Below are 25870 nucleotides of genomic sequence, written 5' to 3' on the forward strand. Positions count from 1 at the left end.
GTTTACAAAGCCCAATCTGGGTCATTTTCATCTATGTAGTCGTTAAGTTTTGCCCTTATTGTATCGCCATTGGGCCGAAAAAAGGCAATTTGCAGCTCAGGATAACGCCAGTTCAATCTGCCAACTCCGACGTCAAATTCAATTACCCAAAGAGCGGCAGCCACGGCGCCCAAGCGTGCCACTTTTCCACGCCATTCACAGACCTTCAGCTCATACTCTCGCTCAACCTCTGCTCGGCGCGGATCATTTGATAACATACGATCCAACCTGTACTGCAGCGGCTCGAGCTCTACCACATAACGGGCTGTAATCTTATTTAACAATGGCAATAGCGCCTGAGCCTCAGACAAATTAAAGAGCTTATGCTCTGGCGATATTTCAACCGGTTTTACCCCCTTCATCACTCAGCCTTTTGTCTGAGCAATAGCTGCTTGGGTCGAATTCCTAGCAAATAGAGCGAAATAAAATACGAAACACCGCCACAGCCCACCAAAATCGCCAAACGAAAAAAACGCTCCGATAACGACCATTCGAACCATACCCGGTCAACTTCGTTCAAATAAGAGATCACAAAACTCATAACGCCAACCGCCATAAACACGCGCAATAAATACCAAAACCATCCAGGCTCTGGAGTATATATTCCTCGCATCCGCAAAGTGACATACAACAAAATAGAGTTCACCCAAGCTGCAATGGAAATTGCCAACGCCAACCCCGTGTGTTGCATATGCCCAACCAACGAAAAGCTAAGCAGAATATTAACCGCAACCGCAACAACAGCGATTCTCATTGGAGTTTGTGTATCTTGTCGCGCAAAAAAACCGGGCGCCAGCACTTTAACAAAAATAAATCCGCACACCCCCAACGAAAACGCCCTGAGCGCCAACGCGGCCATCTCTACATCGGCAGACTTAAACGCGTTATATTGAAAAATCGTCGATAATAAGGGTACAGCAAGAAAAAACAAGGCCATCGTAGCGGGCAGTGCAATCAGGGTTACCCAGCGTAGAGCCCAATCCATCATTTTTGAAAATTCCATTGCATTTCCGGCATCGTGCACCTTAGACAGACTTGGCAACACAACAGTTGCCAAAGCGATGCCAAAAACACCAACAGGAAACTCCATCAAACGGTCGGAGTAGTAAAGCCACGAGATGCTCCCCGTGACCAAAAACGACGCCAACCAAGTATTGACCAACATGTTTATCTGAGCAACGGAGACACTAAATATGGCTGGCAGCATCAAGCGAAATACGCGTCGTGTTGGCTCGTTAGTTTTATCAATTCTAAACGAAGGCAGATACCCTTCTCGCAACAAACTTGGAATTTGAAATGCCAGTTGGACGCCGCCAGCAATCAATACGCCACATGCCAACGCTCTTGCCGCGTTGTCAAAGAAGGGCACCAAAACGAACATCGCCAAGATCATACAGACGTTAAGAATGACCGGCGTAACCGCTGGCACCGCAAACCGGTTGAGCGTGTTTAATATACCCGCTGACATGGCTACCAATGATATGCAAAACAGATAAGGGAACATGACCCTTAACATAACGACGGTTTCCGTGAATTGAGTCGAACCGACGGAATAACCTGGTGCGTAAAGACCAACTAAGGCTGGGGCAAACAAAATACCTGCCGTCGCCAATACAAAGGTAATCAAGGCCAAAAAACCTGCGGTGGAGTTTACAAATCGCTTGGCATCTTGTGTGTTTTGCGCCGTTAACTCACTGAAAACAGGGATAAATGCTTGCGCAAAAGCGCCCTCCCCAAAAATCCTACGCAGAAAATTTGGAATGCGAAACGCCACGAAAAAAGCATCCGCCAGACCCGTGGATCCAAGGACATTAGCCATGACAACATCCCGCACCAACCCGCTAATTCGCGAAACAAGAGTCATGACACTAACAATCGCGGTCGATTTAAGTATTGCCTTGGACATTGGCCATTAAGCCCGTTGATTATCGTAAAACTGAGAGTATAACTGCAACGCAAAGCAAAAAGTCCGCGACACTTCAATTAAGTCTCGTTTTAAGCCATTATTTCACTTGACATTACTCAATCATATCGGCATATTTCGCGTTCGATTTTACGAGGTAATGAAAAGTGGCAAATTCTCCACAAGCGCGTAAGCGCGCAAAGCAAAATACAGTTCGCCGTTTGCGTAACCACTCGCAACGTTCTGCCGTTCGCACTGCGATCAAAAAGTTGGAAGCAGCGCTAGAGACTGGTGACCAAGCGAAAGCGAAAGAAGCCTATCAAGCGTCTGCCTCAATTATCGACAAGGCAACAGTCAAAGGTCTGCATCACAAGAATCGTGCTGCTCGCCTGAAAAGTCGATTGAACAAACGTGTGAAGGAAATGGCGGCTTAATCTTTAAGTGTTGTTTAATTCACAAAAATGCCTCGACATTGTCGGGGTATTTTTTTGCCTACGCATTCACCGGCTGAATGCGATTCCTCAATCTTGATTGATACCTTTAAAAAACAGGTCGGCGCCCTTTCTCTTTTTTGACACACCGTCCTCTGGGTTGTAGAGATGACAGTTTGACAACGACAAGCAGCCACAACCAATACAACCTGTCAACTTAGCCTTAAGTTGCTCTAATTCATCAACTCGACGATCAATGTCCTTCACAAACTGCTGACTCAATAGCTCCCAATCTCCTTTTGTCGGCGTTCTGCTGCTCGGCAGAGTATCTATAGCCGATCGAATATCGGCGAGCGAGTAGCCAAGTTTCTGCGATATCAATATAAACGAAATACGACGAATAACGGACCTGCGGAACATTCTATGTCCACTCGACGCTCGTACTGAAGGCACAAAACCCTGGTCGGCATAGAAGCGTACTGCAGAAACAGCGCACCCAACACGCCTTGCTACCGCGCCGATTGACATCAATGGGTCCATTTTATTATTCATTAATATTCCTCCTAACAGCCTTAACAAAAAAATAGCTCTTGACCTCAAGTTAACTTGAGATATTAGACTCAGACTACAAAAGTAAATCAACCGTTTTTAGGAGCAAACTCATGACCACAGCATGCATAGAGCACGTAAACTTAACCGTTTCACAGCCAGACACCTTGGCAGAACATTTTTGTCACTTATTTGATTGGCGCATCCGCTGGTCTGGAGCGGCTTTGTCCGATGGATACACCGTGCACGTCGGCAGTGAGAACCGATATTTTGCACTCTACACTCACCCAGATACTGCAGAGGGTAGCCGCGATCCCATGAGGATTGGCTCGGTCAATCACGTCGGGCTCGTTGTTAATGATCTCGATGAAATGGAGCAAAAGGTTCTAACTCGCGGATTTACGACAAACAATCACCGTGATTACGGGCACTGCAAAAGTTTTTACTTCATGGCCGACAACTCACTTGAGATTGAGATTGTGTGCTACAAAGGGTCATAAATAGAACACTAAAAAAACTGACCTAGCCAGTCCTGAACGTGATAGTTTACCGCTTTACAGTCAGGTAATTAAATCATGAAAACAGTGTGTGTTTATTGCGGCTCAAGCGAAGGTGTTCGCTCAAGCTATATGTCAGCGGCAACATCATTAGGTCAGGCTCTGGTGGAGAATAAACTGGACCTTGTTTACGGCGGAGCTGACGTGGGCCTCATGGGCGCCACTGCAAACGCAGTTTTGGAGAATGGCGGTTCAGTGACTGGCATTATCCCCAAAGCTCTTTTCGAAAAAGAGGTGGCTCATCAAGGCCTCAGTGAATTGCGCGTGGTTGCCGACATGCATGAACGTAAATCGCAGATGGCTGAGATGGGCGACGGCTTTATCACCTTGCCCGGTGGTCTGGGTACTTTAGAAGAACTGTTCGAAATGTTGACATGGAGCCAATTGGGCTTTCACGACAAGCCAATTGGCGTGTTAAATGTCGACGGGTATTTTGATTCGCTTCTTCAATTTATAGATAACTCCATCGAGCAGGGGTTCATCAACGCTTCGCATCGTGACTTATTTTGCGTGTCGTCATCGCCAGAAGAACTAGTCTCGAAGATGCAATGCCACAAAACCTCAAAGCACACCATTTAACTACCTTCATCGTTTACGCTTTAAAGATGAAAGTAGCCCCAAAAAACACAACCACATCAGCAACAGTCCCGTTGCGCTGATGAATAGTCGATACAACGTAGGGAGTTTGCCGGCATGCAGAGGATAGGCGAAACTCAAGCCTTGCTCAGCCATGGATTGTTCATCTTGTCGCTTAACCGTCGCAGCGCCAGAATCGTCAAAGGAAACACTACTGCTACCCATTCTATTCCAGCTTCCGGCTTCCTGAACCCCTATTGAAAACCGACTTGACCCCGGCCTCGCAAAACTGACCCAGTGTAACTTTCCTTCAGGAAATAACGCCTCAGCAACATCGAAAGCTCGTTTCCAACTAACTTTTTCGGGCAAGTTGAAGCTTTCTGTCGCCGTTGTTTTGGGAGGCAGCGGATCAGAAAACCCATCCCTTAATAGCCAACGAGATTCAGTTGGGTACACTAAAATGATGCCCGTAATCACAATCATCATGACCGGCGCGATGATGCTAACACCCGTTTCGAAATGCCCTTTCTTAATGTCGACAGCTCGCCCTGTTGCCGGCACCAGATTGAGTCGAAAACTTTTCCTCCATGGCCACCAAATCAACAAGCCAATAACCATCATAGGCAACAAAAGCAAGCCTGTGAAACCAACCATGTTCAAGCCGGCAGCATTCCCTAACAACAATCGATGGTGCAAGTCCAACAACCAATCTTCAAAGCGCTCGTTTTCTTTCCATTGCTCAACTTTCTCGCCTTGCTGGCTATGCCATGCGTAGCGTCGATCTGAAAGGTAAACCTTATGCACCCCCAATCCTTCAGCATAGAACCTTACGAACAAAAGCTCATCTGCACTGTAACTCTTCTGAATAAGGGCAACCACATTCGAAAGCTCGACGTCCTCCGCACGCAACTCGCGTGCCTCAGGGACAGTCACCCACAAATACTCTCGTTTCCATACCAACATCACACCAGTCACGCTGATAATTAGCACGATTAGACTCAAAACCAAGCCCAAATAACGATGTATTTTTTTCATTCTATTAAACCACACCCTAAAAGTTCGTGAGCTTGCCAGTTTAGAGTGACTGGTTCAAGTTAAGACTGACGCTGATTTTGACTAAACTCAAAATGCCTGAACTTTGCATCCATTTGTACTTGCTTGTAACCTCAAAATGGACGCAGGACCAAGAAACGTATCAACCCAAACGCGCAAAGCGGATTTAGGAGAAGCAAGAATAGACCGACGGCAAACTGGTCAACGATGTGAGACCACCACCTGACTACCGAGGACACTTTAAGGCTTACATGGACTGAAGCCATCAAAGGAACGACTAGTAAAATCTTCAATCAAGATCAAGACGCCCCGTTACCAGATCTTCGAAAAGTAAAAACATGTATTTTAAATGACGCAATACTAGGCCCCAAAACACGATGGTATGACGTCTAACCTTCTTGTATTTGGAGCCTCATTAATCAATTCTACTCTTTAACTACGTCCGTCATTCTATCGCTCGTAGAGAGTTGGGCTAGAACCCAGCCGCATGACCATCCTTGCGTGTTTCTGTTGCACCCCAGTAGACACCATTATCAGCACGACGGATGGCTTGATAACCACCATAGGGCCCATTAGCAAATTGTATTTTATGCCCCATTCTCATCAATTTACGAATAGTCGAGTACGGATAGCCTGTCTCGAGGTTGAGAACACCCCCATTAGTCATAACCTCTCCGGTTGGCTCCGATGACCCAGTATGATGAATTCGGGGAGCGTCACCTGCGGCCTGAACATCCATACCAAAATCAATCATATTAATGACGATTTGCGCATGCCCTTGTGGCTGCATGGCACCGCCCATCAAACCAAAACTCATCCAAGGCTTATCGTTTTTAGTCACAAACGCAGGAATGATAGTGTGGAACGGACGTTTACCACCTTCGAAGCTATTAAAATGCCCCTCCTCCAAACTGAACATTTCTCCACGATCTTGTAATATAAACCCTAAGTCAGTCGGAGCCATGCCTGACCCCATGCCGCGATAGTTACTCTGGATCAGCGAAACCATATTGCCTTGAGAGTCGGCTGTCGTCAGATAAATAGTGTCTCCCTTTTCGAGCAACTGTCCGGCAGGATAAGCTTTACTCGCACGATCCATATCAATCAGCCGCGAACGTTGTTTCGCATAACTCTTTGAGATTAGCTCTTTGACAGGAATTTTATTGAATTCCGAATCAGCGTAGTATTTTGCCCTATCTTCGAAAACCAACTTCTTCGCTTCAGTGAAGAGGTGAATATAATCCGCAGAATCATGAGTCATAGCGGAGATGTCGTATTGCTCCATGATGTTTAGGATTTGCAGAGCCGCAATGCCTTGGCCATTGGGCGGCAATTCCCAAACATCGTACCCACGATAGTTTGTACTGACAGGCTCTATCCAATTACCTTTGTGTTCTGCCAAGTCCTGATAGTTCAAAAAGCCACCATTCGCCTTCATGTAATCGGAAATGGTTCTCGCTATCTCTCCTTTGTAAAAAACATCTCGACCGCCATCGGCGATTTTGCTTAATGTATCTGCTAGGAAAGGGTTTTTCCAGATTTGCCCTTCGACAGGAGCTTTCCCATCCAGCGTGAACTGCTTAGAGAAACCAGGCCATTTTTGCAAAATTGGTACTGATCGATTCCAATAGTAGGATATTAGCTGAGATACTGGAAACCCATTATTTGCGTAGCTAATTGTGGGTTGCAGTAAACGCTTCATTGGCAGTTTACCAAAGCGCTCATGCAGCATATACCAACCATCGACAGCTCCGGGGACGCTTACTGGCAAGGGACCATGAGAGGGAATCGAAGTATGTCCATTGTCTAAAAACCATTGCCTAGTGAGGGATTTAGGTGACCGCCCAGATGCATTCAAGCCATACAGTTTCTTGGTATTTGCATCCCATACGATGGCAAACAAATCTCCGCCAATGCCGTTCCCAGTAGGTTCCACTAAGCCCAATAGTGCGTTCGCAGCGATGGCGGCATCAATCGCATTTCCTCCGGCTCTCATAACATCCAGGGCAACTTGAGTTGCTAACGGTTGCGACGTGGCTGCCATCGCCTGAGTTGCTAAGACCGGCGACCTCAATGCAAATATTTCGCCTGTGACTCTGTCTGCAGCCCGAATTGAGCCCACAGAACAGACCATAGTCATGGCCGCCAATAGAAAAGAAAACTGCCTCATTTTAATCATTTTAGACTCCTCACTCACTGTGATAATGTACTGCCTTAGTACCAATTCAACGATAGTACCAACTCAACGATAGTACCAATTCAACTATTAATTCTTATATAAGATGCCCAGTGCACTGACACTGTTGCAGCTAAATCCACTTCAGAGGTTAGGCATGTTGATTTTACAAAAACCAATACTCAGTCATTTCTTAGCCTGTTCAGGCTTGTTATTTACCACGCCCATATTTGCACAGCAAGCCCATGAGCATGGTCACGGAGCAATGCAAATATTCGACTCGCAGGGCATGTCCAACACGCCTCAATGGGTAATGATATGGATCGGTTTCATGCTCATAAGCTTTCTCGGCAGCATTGCATTTGCAAAGAACCACCCTGAAGCGCGTTGGGTCCTAGGTGGATTCATTGCAGGAATGATATTGGGATCAGTCGTATCTACACTCTTCGGAATACCTTCGTTTTCGGGGTTTATTGCTCTTATGCACGTTATTTGCTGGTCTCCTGCATTGTTCATCTTATTAAAGCGGCGGCCATTTCTTGGCCCCAGAAACGCTTTTTCGATCTGGTCAGGAGTAATGACCTTCGTCATCATCTTCTCATTCATCTTTGATATTCGAGATGCGGCCATATTCTTAAGCAACTACCGCTAGATTCTCGGGGCCGCCACTCACTCAATCGCACGCTCAATCGCACGTTGAAATGCAGGTCGTTGCATACAACGCTTGAGGTATTTTTCGAGGCTGGGGTACGCGCTAAGTTGCCCTAGCCTGCTCGCCATTGAGACAACGTAGGCGACACCAAAATCAGCACCACTAAACTCACCTAAAATAAACTCGTTATCCGCTAACTTATCTTCGATGTGGCCAAAATGAAGCGCAATTTCAGCATCACTAAAAGGACTAATCACAGGATGATCAACACCGCTACGTAGAGTCAGCATCTTCAGCAGCAAAGGAGCAAAAACGGACCCTTCAGGGTACGTTAGCCATTGCTGATAGTGAGCCCAATTAGATTGGTCGTTGTAATCAGGGTGAAACTTGTTTTCCAAATCGTATTTAGCCAATACATAACTCGTAATCACGCCAGACTCGCTCAACATTAACTCACCATCTTCTATCACTGGGCTCTTCCCCAGCGGATGAACGGCCTTTAGATCACTCTGGGAGCGCATAGTTTCTGGGTCTCTGGAATATATTTCCAGCTCATATTCCGCACCGACTTCTTCGAGCAACCACACGGTAAAAAGGGAGCGCCCTATTTTCAAATGATGGAGTTTGATCATTTCAATTCTTCTTTTTAAGTTAGTTAGTTTTAGTAGGCAAAAAATCCACCTGAGCCTTATCGTACGCGCCTGATCGCAACAGTGATCGCATACGACGAAGCGCCTTATAAGGCTCGTCAACGATAAATATATTACTGAACCAAGCGGGAATACTGCCATTCGGGTCGACGTGGGCGTAATTTTCCACAATGAGTTTACCCCCTTGTGTTGGCACAACTCGCCATCGAACCCGCGCTTTAACCACGCGAACAACCCCCTTACGCTTTGGAAATGACGCGCCAATATTGGCATCGCTATCCATTGTTACGACACCCGTTATTTCGTTAACACTCCAAGTTACCGTTGAGTAGCCATCGCGATCTCGAACAGGAAAAGGAATATCACTTAAAGAATACACAACAGCCTGAGTCTTGGTCAGTCGCCGTTCGATTCTAGCGTCTCTGCACATCCGAGCCCAACGCTTGCAATTATCAAGATCGAGCAGTAACGCAACCACGCTGTCTCGTTCTGCTTCCAGCTCCATTGTAGAAAAAACAGCTCTATCGCTAGACCCTTCAACCTTTCCTGTATAAATTTGGATATCTTTCCGATCACGCTTAAGCTGCCATTCAACGCTATCGAACAAATCTATCGCCCACCCAGTAACGGGAAACACGCAGACACTGGTCATCAAGCAAATTCGAACTAATGCTTTAGAAAGCTGGGAATGGATCAACAAAGTTCTCACGACGCTATAGTAATCTTAGGAGGCTAACACAGTGATTGCGGTGAAAATGCAGCAAATGTTACTTATATCTCGGTATTTAGAGGTATTATGCCTGACACTGTGTAAGGAAAATTGACGTTGATAAGATAGGCACGCATCCATGGTGACAAAAGCAAACTTCACACAAATGTCCGACAGCTCGGCAGAAGACTGGCAAGGGATCATGAGTGAACAACTCTCATTTTTGAGTAAGCTGCCTGATAGAATTCTGGCTCATATGCATCTGCTGGATGAGGATTACGGGGGGTTCCCTGTCGATCGGCTACAACATTGCCTACAAACAGCTGAACTTGCGGCTGAAGCCGGTGAAAACGAAGAATACATTGTCTGCGCCTTACTGCATGACATTGGTGACACCCTAGGTAGCACTAACCACGCTGATGTTGGCGCCGAGATCTTACAGCCTTTCGTCAGCGAAGCGAATTATTGGATGATCAAACATCATGCGATAGTTCAAGGTTACAATTTCTTTCATCATATTGGCCTTGACCGCAACCTTAGAGACACATTGGTAAGCCACCAACACTACGATCGAACCCAGCGTTTTGTTGATAACTACGATGATCTGGCCTTTGACTCCAACAAACCGAAACTCAGCATCAACCTATTCGAACCCATGGTACGTCGCGTTATGGAAAAACCAGTAAACAGCATCTACCAACGCGCACTCAAATAAACAGACTAAGGACAAAACATGTATAAGGGCGAAATATTTAACAGTGTCAGTCACTTAGTTGGGGCTGTTTTTGCACTCATTGGGGCATCGGTGTTGGTTACTTACGCAAGCCTGCAAGGCGACGTCACTAAGATCGTGAGCTACACAGTCTACGGGGTCACCTTATGCACTCTCTATACTATGTCCACCCTCTATCATAGTTTCAAAGGACGGGCGAAAGACATCTTCAAACGATTAGATCATTTGGCTATTTACCTTCTGATAGCGGGCACCTATACCCCTTACGCGTTGGTCGCGATAGAAGGGGCAACAGGTTGGTGGCTTTTTGGCGTGGTCTGGTCTCTCGCCGTCGTCGGAATGATCGTTGAAAATCTACCCATTAAAGGTCCCAGAATACTCCCAATTGTAATTTACCTCGCCATGGGCTGGGCCTGTGTGTTCACCATGGACGCCATGATTTCAGGAATGTCTCCCCTCGCGTTCAACCTACTTCTTGGCGGTGGCATCATTTACAGTATAGGGGTCATATTTTACGTACTTGATCACTGGTTTCCTTCAATGCACGGAGTTTGGCATTTGTTCGTTTTAGGTGGAAGTGTGAGCCACTATTTTTCTGTTTTTTTACTTTAAACCTTGCCCCAATTAGTGCATTTAATAATGTCAGACATTCCCAACTAATCTTGACCTGCACGCACTAACTTTCCAGGTCGAGCGTTGGTTATCAGGTCATTATCAATGACGACTTCACCCGACACAATAACCGCTTTGTAGCCAGCAACGGGCTGCAACAACCGTTGCCCGCCAGCCGGTAAGTCTTGCACCATCTTAGGCACACCCAAGTTTAAATTCTCATAGTCAATGACATTCACGTCGGCTTTCAACCCAACCGCGATCAGTCCTCGATCTTTTAATCCAAGATAGTCCGCCCCATCTGACGTCAGCATTTGCACAGCGCGAGTAAGCTCTATGCAACTTCGATTTTTTCTAGCTCGATCTCGGGTCCAATATGAAAGCAAGTACGTTGGAAAACTTGCATCGCAGATGGTGCCTACGTGCGCGCCTCCGTCAGACAAACCAGGCAGCGCTTTAGGGTGGGTCAACATCGTATATACATTGTCGTAATTCATTTCAGTGTAATTAAACACTGGAAAATACAACAATGCGTTGCCTTCATCCTCGAGCATTAAATCGTATACTTTCTCCCAAATTGACACCTCGTCGGCTCTCGCTCGCCCTGCTATCGATGTCTCATTTCCTTGCTCATAATCAACCTCACCGTCGTAGTCTAGCTTGAATATTTTCTCCGCCAATTCAGGAAATTGAGCAATCATCATATCGACTAATGGGGGTACGGATGACCCTGGGCCGGCCAAAGTAATTGGGGACTCAGATAGCAATTGTGCTCTAAATTGAGGGTCCCGCATTATTGCAACTCGCTCTGAAAGGCTCTTCTCTCGAATTGAAAGATAACTTGGATGCCCCATCAGCGGATGGAATGTGCAATTGAGCCCGTTAAAAACGCCGATCGCTCGTGGCGCAACCTGAACTCGAATATCTAACCCTTCCTCATTCAGCTTCTCACTGCCTGCAATGATTTTAATCCAATCATCCGGCGCGTAATCACGCTGCATCAGTGACATAGAGCCAGGACGTCCGCCAGCTTTAAAGTAAGCCTCCATGAGCTCAAACTCGTTATCAAAATTGTCTTCGGGACGCACCATATCGAAATCATTGACTGCCTGGAGTACGCCATAATCTAGACCATTAAACGCCTTAGCGATGCCAACCAGTTCTTCTCGGCTAGCCTCGCTGGCCGGCGTCCAATCTCCGTCAGCCGTCTTATGGGAATCACTTCGGCCCGTCGAAAACCCGATTGCCCCGGCCTCCATCGCTTCCCGAACAATCGACTGCATCGTCGCGATATCTTCTTCGTTTGCGGGTTCATCAAACATTGCGCGGTCGCCCATCGCGAATACCCTTAAAGGGTCATGCGGTATCATCACGGCGTAATCGATGGTGTGAGGTTTCTTTTCAATGGCATCCATGTACTCAGGAAAGCTTTCCCAATCCCATTGGATCCCCTCATGCAAGGCAGTTCCAGGAATGTCTTCTACCCCTTCCATCAACCGAATGAGACGATCTCGATCCTCTGCTTTGCAGGGCGCAAAGCCAACCCCACAATTGCCCATTACCGCTGTTGTAACGCCATGATTAATCGACGGCTGAAGCTCTTCATCCCAGGATATCTGACCATCATAATGCGTATGCACATCGATAAATCCTGGCGTTACTATCGCGCCCTTAGCATCAATAACACGTTTTGCTTCACCTAAGCAGTCCCCCACTTCAACGATCAAGCCATCCGAAATACCCACATTAGTGACTCTAGGGTCGGCTCCTGCACCATCTATAACGGAACCGTTTATTATTTTAATATCAAACATATATCTCTATTCACTCTCTAAGTTGGAGGATTAATATTTAGTTTATCTGACAATCTAAACATAGCTAACAATGCCATACCGGCCATGATGTGCCAGGTTCCCCATAACCCAGCAATAGCGGCCGTTGCGCCAATTCCGCCAAATTGAGACATAATAATAACTATGCCCAATCCAGCATTTTGAATGCCGATTTCGAAGGTAATTGCGCGGCGCGAGGGCACATCGGCTCTAGCCACTCGAGCAATAATGTAACCACACGCGTAAGCCAGAGCGTTATGCAATGCCACAATGCCAATGATCGCGCTACCAACAGCAATGATTAAATCACCAGCTTTAAGCGTTGTAATGATAATAATCAAAGTCAAAGCAATGCTCGATAAAGTAACCAATGGTTTTCTGAGCCTAGTCGCGACGGCAGGCACAAACTTTGCGCAAAGCATCCCCAGTAGTAGCGGAAGAGCCAAGATCGCCATTGTCTGAACTAAAAATGAAACAACATCCAGATTTATGGAGCTTAACATTTGCTCTGTTGGAGGATATTGGGATGTCCAGAAAAGGATGGCAATGGGCGTGAAAAACGCCGCCAGCACACTTGATGTTGCTGTTAAAGACACGGACAGTGCCGCGTTTCCTCTCGATAACAGCACCAAGATGTTCGAAACATTGCCACCCGGACAGCAGGATATCAACAGCATCCCTAATGCGATCGAAGGATGCGGATCTAACAGAAAGCAAAGACTCAATGTCAGTAAAGGCAACGCCAGGATCTGCCCTAAAAATCCTGCAATAAAGAGCCGTGGCGCGGTTTTAATGAACCCAAAATCGCTTACCTTTAGACCCAACGCTACCGCGAGCATCATACAAAATAGCGTTGCAGACATAGCAAGCTGACTGGCTTGCCCCATCTCCAACTGAAAGGTTTCTAGGTCAGGCGACACTTATTTATCCGTTCTGCTACTTGAAGATCAGCGTTTTTTGAGTTCAAGCCTTGAAACATCAGAGTACGGTACAGTGTAAGTCATGACGCCGCCGTATCGATATATTTCAATGGACAACACTTGCTCTTCAACACCAAGCAGGCGGCCTTCGATGGGAGAACGGTCTTTCGTTCGACTTACCCTGATATCACGGTCAATGTAGCTGTTAACATTGCTAAGCGTCGCTCTTTCGTAGTTATTTTTGCGCTTTCTCTTTAGCTTAGGGCGAGACCGTTCTTGAACAGTACCATCGGGAGAGTTAAGCAACTCATCCAACCCTCTACGTTTAAAGCCTTCTGAATCGACGTCTGCATCTGCCATAGAGTCGCTATCTGTCTCACCCGTTCCTATTTGACTTTGCATCGTTCTAATCGGGATTGTAGAGCCATCCAGCGACACATTCAGATTTAACATTCGAACAATCTGTAACGGCGAAGACGTACTCACAAAATTGATATTTTTAAGGCGGTCGCTCGGCGTGGATCGAACAACCAATTCTTTTCCACCTTGAATAAATTCTACAAGCCCCTTACGTGCGGCATCACCTAGGTCCATCGAAAATGAATTTGTCATAAAGCGTTTAGACTTGACCACCTGCTCTAGAAACTGTTCAGGTTTAATGTTGAACTTATTAGCGCAATAGCCGAGCATTTGATCTGCGGCCTCTTTTTCCAGAAAAAAGTCGTAGCGCATACTCTGAATGGGAATGCCATCAGACGCAATTGCGATGGGGTTCGCTTGTCTCGCATTAAAATTTACCGAGTAGCTTGTTCTGGATATTTGATCTTGCCCACTAAATTCAACACTCGCAGCGTAGGGGTCACTCAAGTCAAAAATGAGTTTGCCGCTCGTCACAATTTGATCAAATCCAGCCGTTGTATAACGCAACGTACCCGACAAGCTTTTGCACTCTTCTTCTTCGAACAGTTTTTCATACGTTGACGCAGAGAATGAGAGTTGGTCGACTGAAAAATTCAGCGCATCAGGATACTCTCCTTTTTCAAGCTGACTCTTTCCGTTGAAATGAAAAAGTAAATCAAGACCACTCAATGTAATTGACTGAACGCTAATCGTCTCAAAGGTCTCATTAGGCGTTATTCTCAGGTCTAAAAGTTCGACGGTACCATCAAAACCGACATTAAGATCATCGTAGGCTATATCCACAAACAGGCTGGCTGATTGAATGACTTTGTCGAGTTCCTGCTTATAACGATGTTCTATATAAAACTTTGCACCGACGGTGATAAGCGCAAGCAACGCGATAACTGATAAAATCTTTTTCATGACAGGATAGGTTTTGGGTTTAACCTGACCAGTCTACGAAGAACCAGTGAAAATTACAAAGGTGGATTGTGTGGTTTTTGCAATGGGTCGTTTAAGAGTATACGTGCTCGACGTACGCGAACCTGAAACTTTGCTTCACACAAATAGAGTTGAGCCACTTTACCAAATATCCCAAAGAAAGCGCCAAAGGTTCCTCTAATCGTACCACTGATCTTCGATTTACCAACTCGCCGCTTAGTGCTCACCGGTATTTCCAGGTAACGCATATTTGCTTGTATGGCTTTGACCTGCATCTCTACTGTCCAACCAAAGCGCCGATCCTCCATCGCAAGCAGCCTGAGCGATTTATACTTTATCGCTCTAAACGGTCCCAAATCAGAGACATTGACACCCCACAACCATCTAACTAATCCACTGGCCAGATGATTGCCGACGCGTTGATGAAATCCAAGAGCATGCTGTTCCTGTAGACGGCTCACTCTGGTACCCACGACAAGGTCGTTACCGACCAATATACCATCCAACAAACCCGTTAACTCTTCAGGCTTTACTGATAAGTCTCCGTCGACAAACACGACAATATCGCTTTCATTTTGTCGCTCCAATGTTTCCAATGCGCGCAAACAAGCGAAACCATAACCTTGGCGAAACTCGCTGCAGACCGTGGCTCCGGCACGTCTGGCAAGGTTTCCGGTACCATCAGTCGACGCGTTGTCACACACAATAACGCGATCAACGACGGGTTGATCATCTTCAATTAATGCAAACAACCCAGTTACAACACCAGCAATTGACTTAGCTTCATTAAAGGCCGGAATAATGGCCGTAACATTTTGTGATTTATATGGCATATAAAGTTTATCCAAGATGATGTCAGCACAGAGACTTTCTCTGGGTCTATACCTACGTGTCTTTTAAGACCTTCCTTGCTTCAAACCCATTACCTACGGTTTTTTAATGCTGTGAAATTGCAAACTACGAGCGACTTATTAACAGACGGTATTAAACGTAACGCTGCGGTATTATGTCTCGGCATCATCTCCTCCTTAGCCTGGCTATATCTGCTTGCGCACTCTCAAAGCTTTGGTCAAGCCACCCTCACACAACTTTACGCCGTTGCTGCCACCGTGGCGCTGTGTTCAATACTCGCCGGCCTGATTAATCGACAAAAAGCCAGTCAGCTTAATCTGCTGCTGATTTTGGCTTTTGCTCTACTTTTTCGCCTCATTGGTTTTTTCACTTTCCCTGTTTTGGAAGACGATTTTTACCGATTTCTTTGGGATGGGTATATGTTCGCTTCGACAGGTTCCCCTTATGGTTTACCGCCTTCGGGTTTCTTTGGTCAGGAGCTAAGCGCTCGATACAATGACGTTCTCGACACCATTAATTACCCAGACTCGGCCACAATATACGGTCCGACAAATCAATGGTTATTCTATCTATCATACTTAATCGCACCAGGAGAATTGTGGCCACTCAAAATTGTGGTCGCCGTCAGTGATATCCTTGTATTGCTGTTACTCATGAAAAGAGCGAGTTCAATGGCATTCATACTCTATGCCTGGTCGCCACTTGTTATCAAGGAGTTCATCATAAGCCTTCATCCCGATATTTGGGGAAGCATGCTGGTGTTTCTGGCGTTGATAGCATTCCAGTCAAGAAGACACTACTTAGTCGGCTCTCTGTTAGCCCTCGCTGCTGGTGTGAAGCTCTTTGCACTGGTGATCGTGCCATTCCTACTTTTATGGCATTGGCGCGCTTGGGTCTCATTCACTGGCATCGCAATCCTGATCGCTCTGCCTTTCGGCGTGAGAGAGGCATGGTTACCCGATGGCTTAAGCACAATGAGCGCTAACTGGATTTTCAACGCTCCGTTGTATGAAATTGCGTCAAATTTCATCACGATGTCGCAAGTAAAAATGGGGTTACTTTCCTTATTTATTGTTGTTGGTGCCAGCTACGGAATCCGCTGGTTGTTACAACAAATAAAAAGACCAAATACCTTACCGAGCCCCATACCAAAAATAGATTTAATCTTAGGCCTGTTTTTTGTTTGCCTTCCAGTGTTTAATCCTTGGTATCTGATCTGGCTGATTCCATTTGCCGCCTTAAGAAACCAATGCTGGGTCTGGGTAGCTTCCATCATGCTGTTTCTGTCGTACGCCACGGGTATCAACCTGAACAACCAGCAATTAGCCTACTATGAGCATCCAAACTGGATACTCGTAGTAGAGTTTGGAACGATTTTTATCGTTCTAGCTATAGAGCACGGGTTAAAAGCTAATGGAAAACAACGTCGCCCTAGCGACTGACCAAGTTCAATTTATGACGCTTGTTTAGGTAATAAAGCACGTATAACAAACTGTCCTTAGATAGCTCGTTTGCAATTAGCGTCTCCGGCTGATCACAATTAAAAAGATTTTGAGCAAGGTCGTTATACGTTTTTTTCTTAAAGCCTTTAAGCGATTTTCGTTTCACCGGAATTTTTTCATCACCACTGGCCACACAATACGCCAGTGCGGGCTCGCCTTGTTTACGGCCTTTAAAAATGGCTTTTCCTGTTTCATAGACGGTATCAACCGATCTCTGATTTGGCGTATTTGAACGGCTTCCTGAATACCCACTGCCGCCACTGTAGCCTCCAGAAGCGAGGACCGAAAAACTCAACCCTGTTGAAACCACAACAACTAAGGAAAGACCTATTAATTTCTTCATGGATATAACCCAATGCTATTTTATAAGTGTGAACCTAGGCAGACCGTTAACGCACAGACAGCATTACAAAATTCGAGATATTTATTCTGAACCATGCTTTAAGTCTTTGGCCACGAAAGCTGATCACGCTCCCTATTAGACAAAACGCCCACCAAACTCGATAAAGTTGCTGAATTTACCGAATTGTTGTTGACGCAACTAATTTATCGATTATAGTGCGCCGCAATGAAAAATATTCACAGACATATTCAGCCAACGGCAGTCGCCATGCAATCGTCGCACCAGTGCGAAAGTGTTGCTTGCCGTTTGACCTTGCTTGTAATGAATTGTCGAAAAATCGCTTATGGGTCACCAAAAACGAACTCATATACGAACAAATAGCGCGTCGCTTAAAATTAGTTTTAGGCTACGTAAGTAGCCTCTGAGAAAATTTAAAAACCTCGGTTGGTTACCACCTTCCGAGGTTTTTGTTTTTTAAGGGTCCAGTAAACCTTTGAACGTCCAAGGAAGAGAGTTTGTTGCTATTGCATGCGACCGGAAAAGCCGGGCATGGGCAACACAGTAAACAATCTACAACAACTGAAATAATTGATCTCAGTTACAGGAGGAAACATGATCATACAAAAACTAAACCTCGCAATGCTCAATGGGAAGTCAGTCTAAACCGGCCGAACACTAGCACTTTAAAGCGCCTAGAAGCCCAAACAGCTACGCGGAGGAAACGATAGATGCCCAGATACTTAGACGTGTCTGAGGCTAACAAATAAATAAACCATGTGGCGTTAAAAGGAAGACACTAAACTGTCTTAACTCAAAAACTCAACGCTACGGGAAAGCACCTAGGAGGGAGCTATGCCCATTAAAGTAACCATTAAAAAAGGCCTTGTACCAGTTAAGGTTTATACCGATGACCTAGAACCTGCGGCTTATGAGCAATTAATCAATATGGCAAAAATGCCGTTTATTCATTCTCACATCGCAGCGATGCCAGACGTACATTGTGGAATTGGAGCAACCGTTGGCTCGGTCATTCCAACCAAGGGAGCTATTATTCCTGCTGCGGTTGGTGTTGATATCGGCTGCGGGATGAACGCGATCAGGCTGAGCCTAAAAGCTGAACAGCTGCCCGACAACTTACGCGGCCTACGAAGTGTCATTGAGCGAGAGGTGCCAGTTGGCTTTGCAATGCATAAATATGACGCCGTCCCTGATTCGACCATTAGGTCTCTTTCAAACGGATTATCCAACCTATGGGAGAAACACCCTAAGCTAAAAAGCAAGCAAAAGAAACCATACCAAACTTGGATTCGACAGCTTGCCACACTTGGGGGAGGCAACCATTTTATCGAAATTTGCCTAGACGAAAACCACGATGTTTGGGTCATGCTGCATTCCGGCAGTCGTGGTGTCGGTAATGCGATAGGTCGGTATTTTATCGAACTTGCTCGGCGAGATATGGATAAAATTCAAATGAACCTGCCGGATCGAGATTTGGCCTACTTCAGTGAAGGAACTTCTCATTTCGATGACTACATTGAAGCGGTTGGTTGGGCGCAAGATTACGCGATGGTAAATCGTCGTGAAATGATGCGCCTCGTTCTTAAGGTATTAAAACAGCGACTACCAGACTTCAAAGTAACTAAGGAGGCAATTAACTGTCATCACAATTACGTCTCCGAAGAGCATCATTTTGGTGAAGATGTTTTTGTCACCCGCAAGGGCGCGATCCGTGCTGGAGCGGGCGAATATGGCATCATTCCCGGAAGTATGGGAGCCAAGTCATTTATTGTTAGAGGCAAAGGTAATACTTCTTCGTTTTGTTCATGTTCACATGGCGCAGGACGAGTGATGAGCCGAACCAAGGCAAAACGCTTATACGATGAAGATGACTTGGCCAAACAAACGGCTGGAGTTGAGTGCCGAATAGATAAATCGGTCATCGACGAGATTCCATCTGCCTATAAAGACATCGACAAAGTAATGGCTAATCAAACGGATCTAGTCGATGTGGTTCACACTCTAAAACAAGTGGTGTGTATTAAAGGCTAAATCATAACCAGAACGAGTGCCCACAAAGATAGATGGGCACTCATCAAGACAATTGAACTACCCAACGCAAATCGGCGGCAGCAGTATGCATAAATGAAACAGAAAATGACACCAACTTAACGCCTGCGACTAAGCAGGTTCAACCTATAAGGCCAACATCTGCGATTGATCCTCACGTTTGAACGGACTTCGCTTACGGCTATGACGGTAAAACACATGAACACTGATACATTAAATGATGTGATCGCCTGCTTACCAAAAGGGAAAACACACTACAGATATTTTAAAGGCGCCTATGCGCCTAAGATGTTGGAGATGTTGCTACCTGAACAAGCAAGTGTTCACGCACTAAAAAAAACACGTTTTAAACAATTACTAAATCATCCATTAACTAAACCAATAATCGGCGCTTGTGGAAGTGGGATGGTGCATCGGAACCTGTTTGAGACTGTCTGGCAGGAGCCCTCACAACCATTTCTATTGACTCTAAATCGTTGGGGAGGCAATAGAGATAGGGACTGGCATCAAACCTCTCGATTTGGCGAGAACCTAGTACTTCAACTCAATATGCCAAAAGAGCATCAGCGGCAATATGCACGTTTCATTTCAAGTTCTGGGGAGACATTAAACGGAAGGTGGTCTTCTCACCCCGTTCAATTACCAGACGATAACAGTTCATTCAGAGAAACCTTGGCTTGGTCTCGCATAGATATCGATTTCAACACCGATGAAGCCCTAATCGAGGAAATTCAAAGTGACGGTGCTCGTTATGTGGCGCGCTGGAAACGCAGGTTCACAAACTGCGGATGCAAACGCTGTATACAACGCTTGCATTACATTGATTGGATTGAGCCTTATAGAGCTTCTTGGGCTGAAGCCATGCTCAGTGCGACGATCGAATTTGTGCGTAAAGAGCTTGGAATCGAGCGTGTCTTTCTGCACACGGCTAAATCTGGCTGGAAGGTAAAGAAGATGAGTAGCACCTGGCACGCTCCTCGCTCGCTCTATTCAGACTTACCCAAAAAATTCGCTTTCAAGAGAACTTACGCTGCACCTGAGTTTCTATTGGAAACGAAGTGCTATCAAAAACTTATTCGTAAACAACCTGATATCGACTTTTTTCAATTGTCGATGGACGAACTTAAACATACATTAGGAGAATAAACATGCCAAAACTCATAGGCAATACGATCACCCCTCGAAATCCTGTGGCTAGAGCTCTAGCCAATAGAGGGGGTAGCGGAGCACACCAAGCAGCACCCAGCGGCCATAGACAACGTAGTAAAACGGCTGTTCGCAATGACATAGAAGATTGGCGTGACGACCTCGAATTTGAACGAAGTCTAAAACAAGATCTAGAAGAGGGCTCCGATTATGAGCCCTCTTCTTTTTGCACTTTCCATATCACGCATACCAGCTCCCGCCTCAACATCCGCATCGAAAACGCCACTGCCACTAGAGCATTCCAATTCGACTCTTTGTATTAATTCCCAAGAAAGGTTAAGCCTGTAACCACCAACCCTTATTAGGTAAATCGTGTCTAAAGTCGTCGCTGTAAATAGGCGTAACGAAAGCTTAGGTAAAAAATCATCAAGGCCACAAAAGCAATCGCGCTCCCCCACATCCAGTAGCCACCTCCAAGACTGTTAGCAATGTTCGCAGTATCTGAATGACGTATCTGCCCTCCAATATCAACTTGACCAGTGAACAGATAACGCATCGTTCGGGTCAAAGTATCCATCAACATATGAACCGCAAAAAAATGCACCAGGAACTGATTCAAACCTCCGCCAGTTCGCATGCCGAGCAAAAGAAAAAGGCACCCCATGCCGCCTATCAGTACTAGTCCAAAGGTGCTTCGAATCCATAGCAAACAACTCAGGAGCATCAACAAAGCGAAGCTAACTAAGATGAGCCGCGCTACATTTCTCGACCGCCCCCCAAGAATGAATAGGCCACCCACAATAGAGGGGGACAATAAACCTACTGCCGAAACAAACGCTATTCCCCATCCTGGATGCAGGTGACTGACGCTCGCCAGCCCTCCTCCGTTTTGAAACATCTGCAATTCTAAAAAGCGCCCACCCTGAGCTATTGCCGCTAAGCCATGTCCCAATTCATGAACATAGGTTGTCAACATTTCAAACGGCCACTGAATGGAATTACCATACGGCACATTAGGCAAAATCGAAAAAACAACGGCCGCAATAAGTAGACTGAAGAAGGCTTTGCTTTTATTGGTCATTAATTAATAGGCTCAAGAATAGAAGTATTTGAAAGTCCGCGGTGAGTTAATGGTCAGTGCAGCGGTCCCTGCAAGTACCTACTCGATAAAAACCAAACGAAAATGAAACTGACACTTATCAGCTCAATCATAGGATCCGTTATTATGAATTCATCCGCTGCAAATGAACAACCAGATATTGAACCTTTCATTTCTGTAACAAGTAGCTACAGCGTCCCAGAATCCGGAGATCGTCTTGAAAAAGCGTTAATAGAAAAAGGGCTGACGCTGTTCGCCCGCATAAATCACTCTGAAAACGCGGCGTCTGTGGATATGTCATTGACACCAACAGAAGTAATTATTTTTGGCAACCCAAAGGCCGGAACCCCATTAATGCAGTGCTCAGCATCGGTAGCGATAGACTTGCCGCAAAAAATGTTGATTAGGGAAGATGCCGAAGGCGTGACTCATCTAACATACAATAATCCACTTTACCTCCAAATTCAGCATGGCATCTCTGGTTGTGATGCCATGCTGAGCAAGGTAAGCGACCTGATCGCCATGCTCGCAAAGTCAGTCGCAAACTGAACATTACGAACGACTAAGGCCTCCCGCGCTTAGCGTCGATGGAAAGGTCATCAAACTCTCTAAAAGCGATGATAACCATCGAAGCAAACAGTAACGTCGTAGATGGGAAAAAAGTCAATTTAGCCCCATCGGCGATATACTTCCCGAAGGGGTCAATGATATAGACCATGATAGGCAAGATTCCTGCGATGTACCAAACCAATTGAGCTGTGTAGGAAAAAGTGCGTGCTACACCCAATGCAACCAGTGCGCCAATAATCACTTGCAGGCTACCTAACCCTAAATTGATCATTTCTCCACTCAAGTATCCTCCGTAGTACTTATCGGAAACGGCGTTTGCCATATCCACTGCAGCCAGCTTAACCATGCCCCATAGGATTAAGTAAATACCCGTGGACAGCCTAAGCAATAACAAACTAATAGCCTTCATAATTATATTCCTAGTTCTATTTTTGAAAAAATGGCGTGAGCTCCATTCAAGGCGCTTCCGCTGTAAGCCTAAGACCCGAGAAAAGGCTAAATGGTCTCAAGAATTGTTAAATTTTAATCGGTAAAGCCCTTACTCTAGTTCCCGAGGCCGCAAAAATAGCATTAGTCACCGCTGGCGCAATGGGCGGAGTCCCAGGCTCGCCGCCCCCACCTAGGGCCTCACCACTGTTTATAATTTCAACCTCGATCAGGGGTGAATCCTTCATTCGGATCATTGGATAATCATGAAAGTTACTTTGAACCACGGCACCGGACTTAATTGTAATTTCACCGAAGAGCGCGGCGGTCAGGCCAAAAACAATGCCACTTTCCATTTGCGCCTTAAACCCGTCAGGGCTAACGGCATAGCCCGCGTCTGCCGCACAAAAAACCTTTTCAACACGTAACGAGGATCCGGTCATATTCACTTCAACAACTTGCGCAACAATGGTATTAAACGAACGGTGGATGGCGATCCCTCGTCCCCAACCCGCGGGCAATGCTTCGTTCCAATTAGCCATTTTCGCAGCTGTATCAAGCACAGAGATCATTCTTTTTTCACGCCCCAACAGGCCACGTCTAAAATGATATCCGTCTTCACCAGCGGCATGAGCTAATTCATCGATAAATGATTCAGTGAAGAACGCATGCACTGAATGGTCCACACTCCGCCAAGGCCCGAATGGCACGTGTGTGGCACTGTTGGTGTAATGAATCGACTGATTTGGAATATCATAGGGTATATAGGGCGCTTCAACCGGCTCATGCTTTTCATGGAACTGGTTATCCCATGCGACTACCGCTCCATTGGAATCAAAACCACCCTTGAATCGACTGACCATTGCCTGACGGTAGTGATCGTGTTGGGTGTCCTCCTCTCGACTCCAAATAAGTTTAATCGGGGTATCTGGCAGCTCAATCGCTATCTTGGCTGCTTGCAATGAGTAATCTATGTCGGCTCTGCGTCCAAAACCGCCGCCTAAATACTGGTTGTTTACGATCACATTGTTTGCATCAATGCTAAATTCTTTAGCTAAGGAGTTTCGAACGCCAAGCGGATTTTGGGTGCCTGTCCAAACCTCCAAAAGACCGTCCCTGAACAATGCAGTGCAATTCATCGGCTCCATGGTGGCGTGCGCCAAGAATGGAACGCTATATTCTGCCTCAATAATTTTAGTCGAAGCCCCAAATGCGAGGCTCACATCCCCTTCAGAAAAATCTTCAATCTCTTGACCATCCTCGACCGCTTTATCTAAGTCCTGCTTAAAGCCTTGCGTGATCTCAACGGAAGAGAGAGAGTCATTGTCAGTTTTACTGAACACAATTTCTAACTGAGCCAGAGCTTTCTTCGCCTGCCAATACCCTTCTGCCACAACCGCGACGGCATCACCTAAATTCAAGACGCGGTGGACGGCATCAAGCTTTTGAACAGCTTGGCTATCAACAGATTCTACCGTGGCTCCGAACACTGGTGCGGCTCGAACCGTAGCAACTTTCATGCCTGGTAAGGCTACGTCGATCCCAAATTGCGCTTCCCCCGTCACCTTAGCAGGAATGTCCAGACGCTGAATATCTCGCCTTCCCATAATTTTAAATTCGGATTCGGACTTGAGTGTTGGCGTGTTCGACCCTTTTTCCTTTGCCGCCTGCTGAGCAAACTCTATATAGGCCGCCTTTTTCCCACTTCCATCATGAAATAGAAAACTGTCTTCAGTTCTCACTTCCGACGCCGCTACCCCCCAAACATCAGCAGCTGCGTTAATAAGCAATTCTCGGACGGCCGCACCAGCCACGCGCATACTGCGAACGCCGGTGGCGCGAACTGAATAACTGCCTCCTGTAATTTGCAAATCCATGATTTGGGAAATTTCCAGAAATGCGCCCTTGATCGTGTCGTCGACGAACCCGGGAACTTGTGCCGGATACACAAAGTCCCTAGCTATATCATAGGTTGCATATTCTTCGTGGGCTGGCGCCTCTTCGACCGAGACTTTACTCCAATCCGCGTCTAACTCTTCGGCCAACATCATTGCCATGGCCGTGTGCGCGCCTTGTCCCATCTCCACGTGAGGCACAATGACTTTGATTTCGTTATTCGGCAATAGCTTTACCCATGCATTCACCAAAACCTCATTCTCACCTTGCACTAATTTTGCCAACCGAGGGGTTCGGTGTCCGGGCCTTACGGCTACAGCAAGAACCAACCCACCACCGGATAACGCGCCGCCCAAAAGAAAGGCTCTTCTCGTCCATTTACCCATGATTAACCTCCCTGCTCAGCGTTGTCTAGCATAACGTCATCAGTGGATGCATCGGATGCTGACTTTATGGCCTTTTTAATTCTACCGTACATACCACAGCGACAAATATTCCCAGACATCGCCGCGTCAATTTCAGCATCAGAGGGGGCTGGCGTCTCCTGCAACAAAGCCGCAGCCGACATAATCTGCCCCGATTGACAATAGCCGCATTGAGGCACCTGTTGCTCTATCCAGGCCTTTTGTACCGCATGCAATTCACCGTTATGGCCACCCAAACCCTCAATCGTGGTAATCGATCGACCAGCTGCCGAGGCAATCGGCATAACGCAAGAGCGAATTGGCCGTCCATCCAGATGCATCGTGCAAGCGCCACACTGAGCAACACCACAGCCAAATTTAGATCCGGTTAAGTTCATCTGCTCTCGCACTGCCCACAGCAATGGAGTATCGGGTTCGATATCCAAAGACACAAGTTCGCCATTAATTGTCAATTCGATCATTTTTTCGTCTCGTAGCTAAAACAAAATCCTATTTACTTAGCAACAGCATACTAAAGAACTAAGCTAGATTGCGTGTAAACGACGCCTAAATGTATAAATCATCCAGCGGCCACCTGTACGAGCCTATCTGATTAATAGAAGCATCCTAAACTGGAATACATCGATTTTTCGCCGACGTTTTTCAAAATCGCTTAGACAGTCCCCCCATCAGGATGGAGTATTAGACGGACAGCCAGATTCAGCGCCCCCGCCAACCTAGTCGTTAACTGGGAAACCTGACTGGCTTGAGTTCTCGGTAAGTCTGTAATACGGTGAACTTAATCTGATCGCAGAGAAGCCCTTTCGAATAG

The 25870-nt window shown here is 46.2% G+C and carries 27 protein-coding genes; 11 read left to right on the forward strand and 16 right to left on the reverse strand.

Annotated features, from left to right (window positions below; translation table 11 throughout):
* Positions 1-2: 2 nt before the first annotated feature.
* Positions 3-401 (reverse strand): hypothetical protein, encoded by a 399-nt coding sequence (locus ABWW54_RS14305; protein ID WP_353413128.1) that lies wholly within the window; start codon positions 399-401, stop codon positions 3-5.
* Complete coding sequence (murJ, locus tag ABWW54_RS14310; RefSeq protein ID WP_353413130.1) at positions 401-1945, reverse strand: murein biosynthesis integral membrane protein MurJ; 1545 nt, start codon at positions 1943-1945, stop codon at positions 401-403. Before murJ ends, ABWW54_RS14305 begins: the two co-directional genes overlap by 1 nt.
* 164 nt (positions 1946-2109) lie before the next feature.
* On the opposite strand from murJ, the gene rpsT reads away from it, so the two are divergent.
* Positions 2110-2376, forward strand: a complete 267-nt coding sequence (gene rpsT / locus ABWW54_RS14315) for a 30S ribosomal protein S20 (RefSeq protein WP_353413132.1) — start codon at positions 2110-2112, stop codon at positions 2374-2376.
* A gap of 87 nt (positions 2377-2463) precedes the next feature.
* Here rpsT and soxR read toward each other — a convergent pair whose 3' ends face one another.
* Positions 2464-2925 carry a redox-sensitive transcriptional activator SoxR gene (gene soxR, locus ABWW54_RS14320; RefSeq protein ID WP_353413134.1) on the reverse strand — a complete coding sequence of 154 codons (462 nt, stop codon included), beginning with the start codon at positions 2923-2925 and terminating at the stop codon, positions 2464-2466.
* A gap of 110 nt (positions 2926-3035) precedes the next feature.
* Between soxR and ABWW54_RS14325 the strand changes: the two genes are divergently transcribed.
* Positions 3036-3422 carry a VOC family protein gene (locus ABWW54_RS14325; RefSeq protein ID WP_353413136.1) on the forward strand — a complete coding sequence of 129 codons (387 nt, stop codon included), beginning with the start codon at positions 3036-3038 and terminating at the stop codon, positions 3420-3422.
* Between the two features lie 75 nt (positions 3423-3497).
* A complete protein-coding gene (locus ABWW54_RS14330) occupies positions 3498-4058 on the forward strand; it encodes an LOG family protein (protein WP_353413138.1) in 561 nt (186 codons plus the stop codon).
* Between the two features lie 6 nt (positions 4059-4064).
* Here ABWW54_RS14330 and ABWW54_RS14335 read toward each other — a convergent pair whose 3' ends face one another.
* Together ABWW54_RS14335 and ggt are read right to left on the reverse strand one after the other, a co-directional pair.
* On the reverse strand, positions 4065-5090 hold the full coding sequence (locus ABWW54_RS14335; RefSeq protein WP_353413139.1) for a PepSY-associated TM helix domain-containing protein: 1026 nt from the start codon (positions 5088-5090) through the stop codon (positions 4065-4067).
* 490 nt (positions 5091-5580) lie between these two features.
* Positions 5581-7278 (reverse strand): gamma-glutamyltransferase, encoded by a 1698-nt coding sequence (gene ggt, locus ABWW54_RS14340; protein WP_502907821.1) that lies wholly within the window; start codon positions 7276-7278, stop codon positions 5581-5583.
* A gap of 163 nt (positions 7279-7441) precedes the next feature.
* Between ggt and ABWW54_RS14345 the strand changes: the two genes are divergently transcribed.
* Positions 7442-7936, forward strand: a complete 495-nt coding sequence (locus ABWW54_RS14345) for a hypothetical protein (protein WP_353413141.1) — start codon at positions 7442-7444, stop codon at positions 7934-7936.
* Positions 7937-7953: 17 nt separating this feature from the next.
* On the opposite strand, the gene ABWW54_RS14350 is transcribed toward ABWW54_RS14345, so the two are convergent.
* Positions 7954-8568, reverse strand: a complete 615-nt coding sequence (locus tag ABWW54_RS14350) for a glutathione S-transferase family protein (protein ID WP_353413143.1) — start codon at positions 8566-8568, stop codon at positions 7954-7956.
* 19 nt (positions 8569-8587) lie between these two features.
* Entirely contained in the window at positions 8588-9238 is a 651-nt protein-coding gene (locus tag ABWW54_RS14355) for an START domain-containing protein (RefSeq protein WP_353413145.1), read from the reverse strand.
* Between the two features lie 196 nt (positions 9239-9434).
* Here ABWW54_RS14355 and ABWW54_RS14360 point away from each other — a divergent pair, with 196 nt between their 5' ends.
* Together ABWW54_RS14360 and trhA are read left to right on the forward strand one after the other, a co-directional pair.
* Entirely contained in the window at positions 9435-10010 is a 576-nt protein-coding gene (locus ABWW54_RS14360; protein WP_353413147.1) for an HD domain-containing protein, read from the forward strand.
* Between the two features lie 18 nt (positions 10011-10028).
* Positions 10029-10640, forward strand: a complete 612-nt coding sequence (gene trhA / locus ABWW54_RS14365; RefSeq protein WP_353413148.1) for a PAQR family membrane homeostasis protein TrhA — start codon at positions 10029-10031, stop codon at positions 10638-10640.
* 44 nt (positions 10641-10684) lie between these two features.
* Here the strand turns inward: trhA and ABWW54_RS14370 are convergent, their stop codons facing one another.
* From ABWW54_RS14370 to ABWW54_RS14385, 4 genes are read right to left on the reverse strand one after another with little or no spacing between them, the layout of a single operon-like run.
* Positions 10685-12454 (reverse strand): N-acyl-D-amino-acid deacylase family protein, encoded by a 1770-nt coding sequence (locus ABWW54_RS14370; RefSeq protein ID WP_353413150.1) that lies wholly within the window; start codon positions 12452-12454, stop codon positions 10685-10687.
* A 17-nt stretch (positions 12455-12471) separates the two neighbouring features.
* Complete coding sequence (locus tag ABWW54_RS14375; protein ID WP_353413152.1) at positions 12472-13392, reverse strand: bile acid:sodium symporter family protein; 921 nt, start codon at positions 13390-13392, stop codon at positions 12472-12474.
* 27 nt (positions 13393-13419) lie between these two features.
* Positions 13420-14715 (reverse strand): aq_1923 C-terminal domain, encoded by a 1296-nt coding sequence (locus ABWW54_RS14380; protein WP_353413154.1) that lies wholly within the window; start codon positions 14713-14715, stop codon positions 13420-13422.
* Between the two features lie 53 nt (positions 14716-14768).
* Positions 14769-15566 (reverse strand): glycosyltransferase family 2 protein, encoded by a 798-nt coding sequence (locus ABWW54_RS14385; protein WP_353413156.1) that lies wholly within the window; start codon positions 15564-15566, stop codon positions 14769-14771.
* A gap of 111 nt (positions 15567-15677) precedes the next feature.
* On the opposite strand from ABWW54_RS14385, the gene ABWW54_RS14390 reads away from it, so the two are divergent.
* Positions 15678-17027, forward strand: coding sequence for an MptA/MptB family glycosyltransferase (locus ABWW54_RS14390; protein WP_353413157.1), 1350 nt, complete (start codon positions 15678-15680; stop codon positions 17025-17027).
* Here ABWW54_RS14390 and ABWW54_RS14395 read toward each other — a convergent pair.
* Positions 17017-17430 (reverse strand): hypothetical protein, encoded by a 414-nt coding sequence (locus ABWW54_RS14395; RefSeq protein ID WP_353413159.1) that lies wholly within the window; start codon positions 17428-17430, stop codon positions 17017-17019. The two genes, ABWW54_RS14390 and ABWW54_RS14395, sit on opposite strands and share 11 nt — an antisense overlap.
* A gap of 852 nt (positions 17431-18282) precedes the next feature.
* Here ABWW54_RS14395 and ABWW54_RS14400 point away from each other — a divergent pair.
* The 3 genes from ABWW54_RS14400 (at position 18283) to ABWW54_RS14410 (ending at position 20966) form a co-directional block, all read left to right on the forward strand.
* Positions 18283-19479: an RtcB family protein gene (locus tag ABWW54_RS14400; RefSeq protein ID WP_353413161.1), complete on the forward strand. Its 1197-nt coding sequence runs from the start codon at positions 18283-18285 to the stop codon at positions 19477-19479.
* Between the two features lie 216 nt (positions 19480-19695).
* On the forward strand, positions 19696-20643 hold the full coding sequence (locus ABWW54_RS14405) for a hypothetical protein (RefSeq protein WP_353413163.1): 948 nt from the start codon (positions 19696-19698) through the stop codon (positions 20641-20643).
* Between the two features lie 2 nt (positions 20644-20645).
* The gene (locus tag ABWW54_RS14410) at positions 20646-20966 is read left to right on the forward strand and encodes a hypothetical protein (RefSeq protein ID WP_353413164.1); all 321 of its coding nucleotides are present in this window, start codon (positions 20646-20648) and stop codon (positions 20964-20966) included.
* A 53-nt stretch (positions 20967-21019) separates the two neighbouring features.
* Here ABWW54_RS14410 and ABWW54_RS14415 read toward each other — a convergent pair whose 3' ends face one another.
* Positions 21020-21724 carry a M50 family metallopeptidase gene (locus ABWW54_RS14415; protein ID WP_353413166.1) on the reverse strand — a complete coding sequence of 235 codons (705 nt, stop codon included), beginning with the start codon at positions 21722-21724 and terminating at the stop codon, positions 21020-21022.
* 144 nt (positions 21725-21868) lie between these two features.
* On the opposite strand from ABWW54_RS14415, the gene ABWW54_RS14420 reads away from it, so the two are divergent.
* Positions 21869-22291 carry a DUF302 domain-containing protein gene (locus ABWW54_RS14420; protein WP_353413168.1) on the forward strand — a complete coding sequence of 141 codons (423 nt, stop codon included), beginning with the start codon at positions 21869-21871 and terminating at the stop codon, positions 22289-22291.
* Between the two features lie 13 nt (positions 22292-22304).
* Here the strand turns inward: ABWW54_RS14420 and ABWW54_RS14425 are convergent, their stop codons facing one another.
* From ABWW54_RS14425 to ABWW54_RS14435, 3 genes are all read right to left on the reverse strand, one after another.
* Positions 22305-22721: a hypothetical protein gene (locus ABWW54_RS14425; RefSeq protein ID WP_353413170.1), complete on the reverse strand. Its 417-nt coding sequence runs from the start codon at positions 22719-22721 to the stop codon at positions 22305-22307.
* Between the two features lie 106 nt (positions 22722-22827).
* The gene (locus ABWW54_RS14430) at positions 22828-25020 is read right to left on the reverse strand and encodes a xanthine dehydrogenase family protein molybdopterin-binding subunit (RefSeq protein ID WP_353413171.1); all 2193 of its coding nucleotides are present in this window, start codon (positions 25018-25020) and stop codon (positions 22828-22830) included.
* 2 nt (positions 25021-25022) lie between these two features.
* On the reverse strand, positions 25023-25520 hold the full coding sequence (locus ABWW54_RS14435; protein WP_353413172.1) for a (2Fe-2S)-binding protein: 498 nt from the start codon (positions 25518-25520) through the stop codon (positions 25023-25025).
* Between the last annotated feature and the right edge of the window lie 350 nt (positions 25521-25870).

The sequence above is a fragment of the Arenicella sp. 4NH20-0111 genome (assembly GCF_040366405.1).
Taxonomy (GTDB): Bacteria; Pseudomonadota; Gammaproteobacteria; order Arenicellales; family Arenicellaceae; genus Arenicella.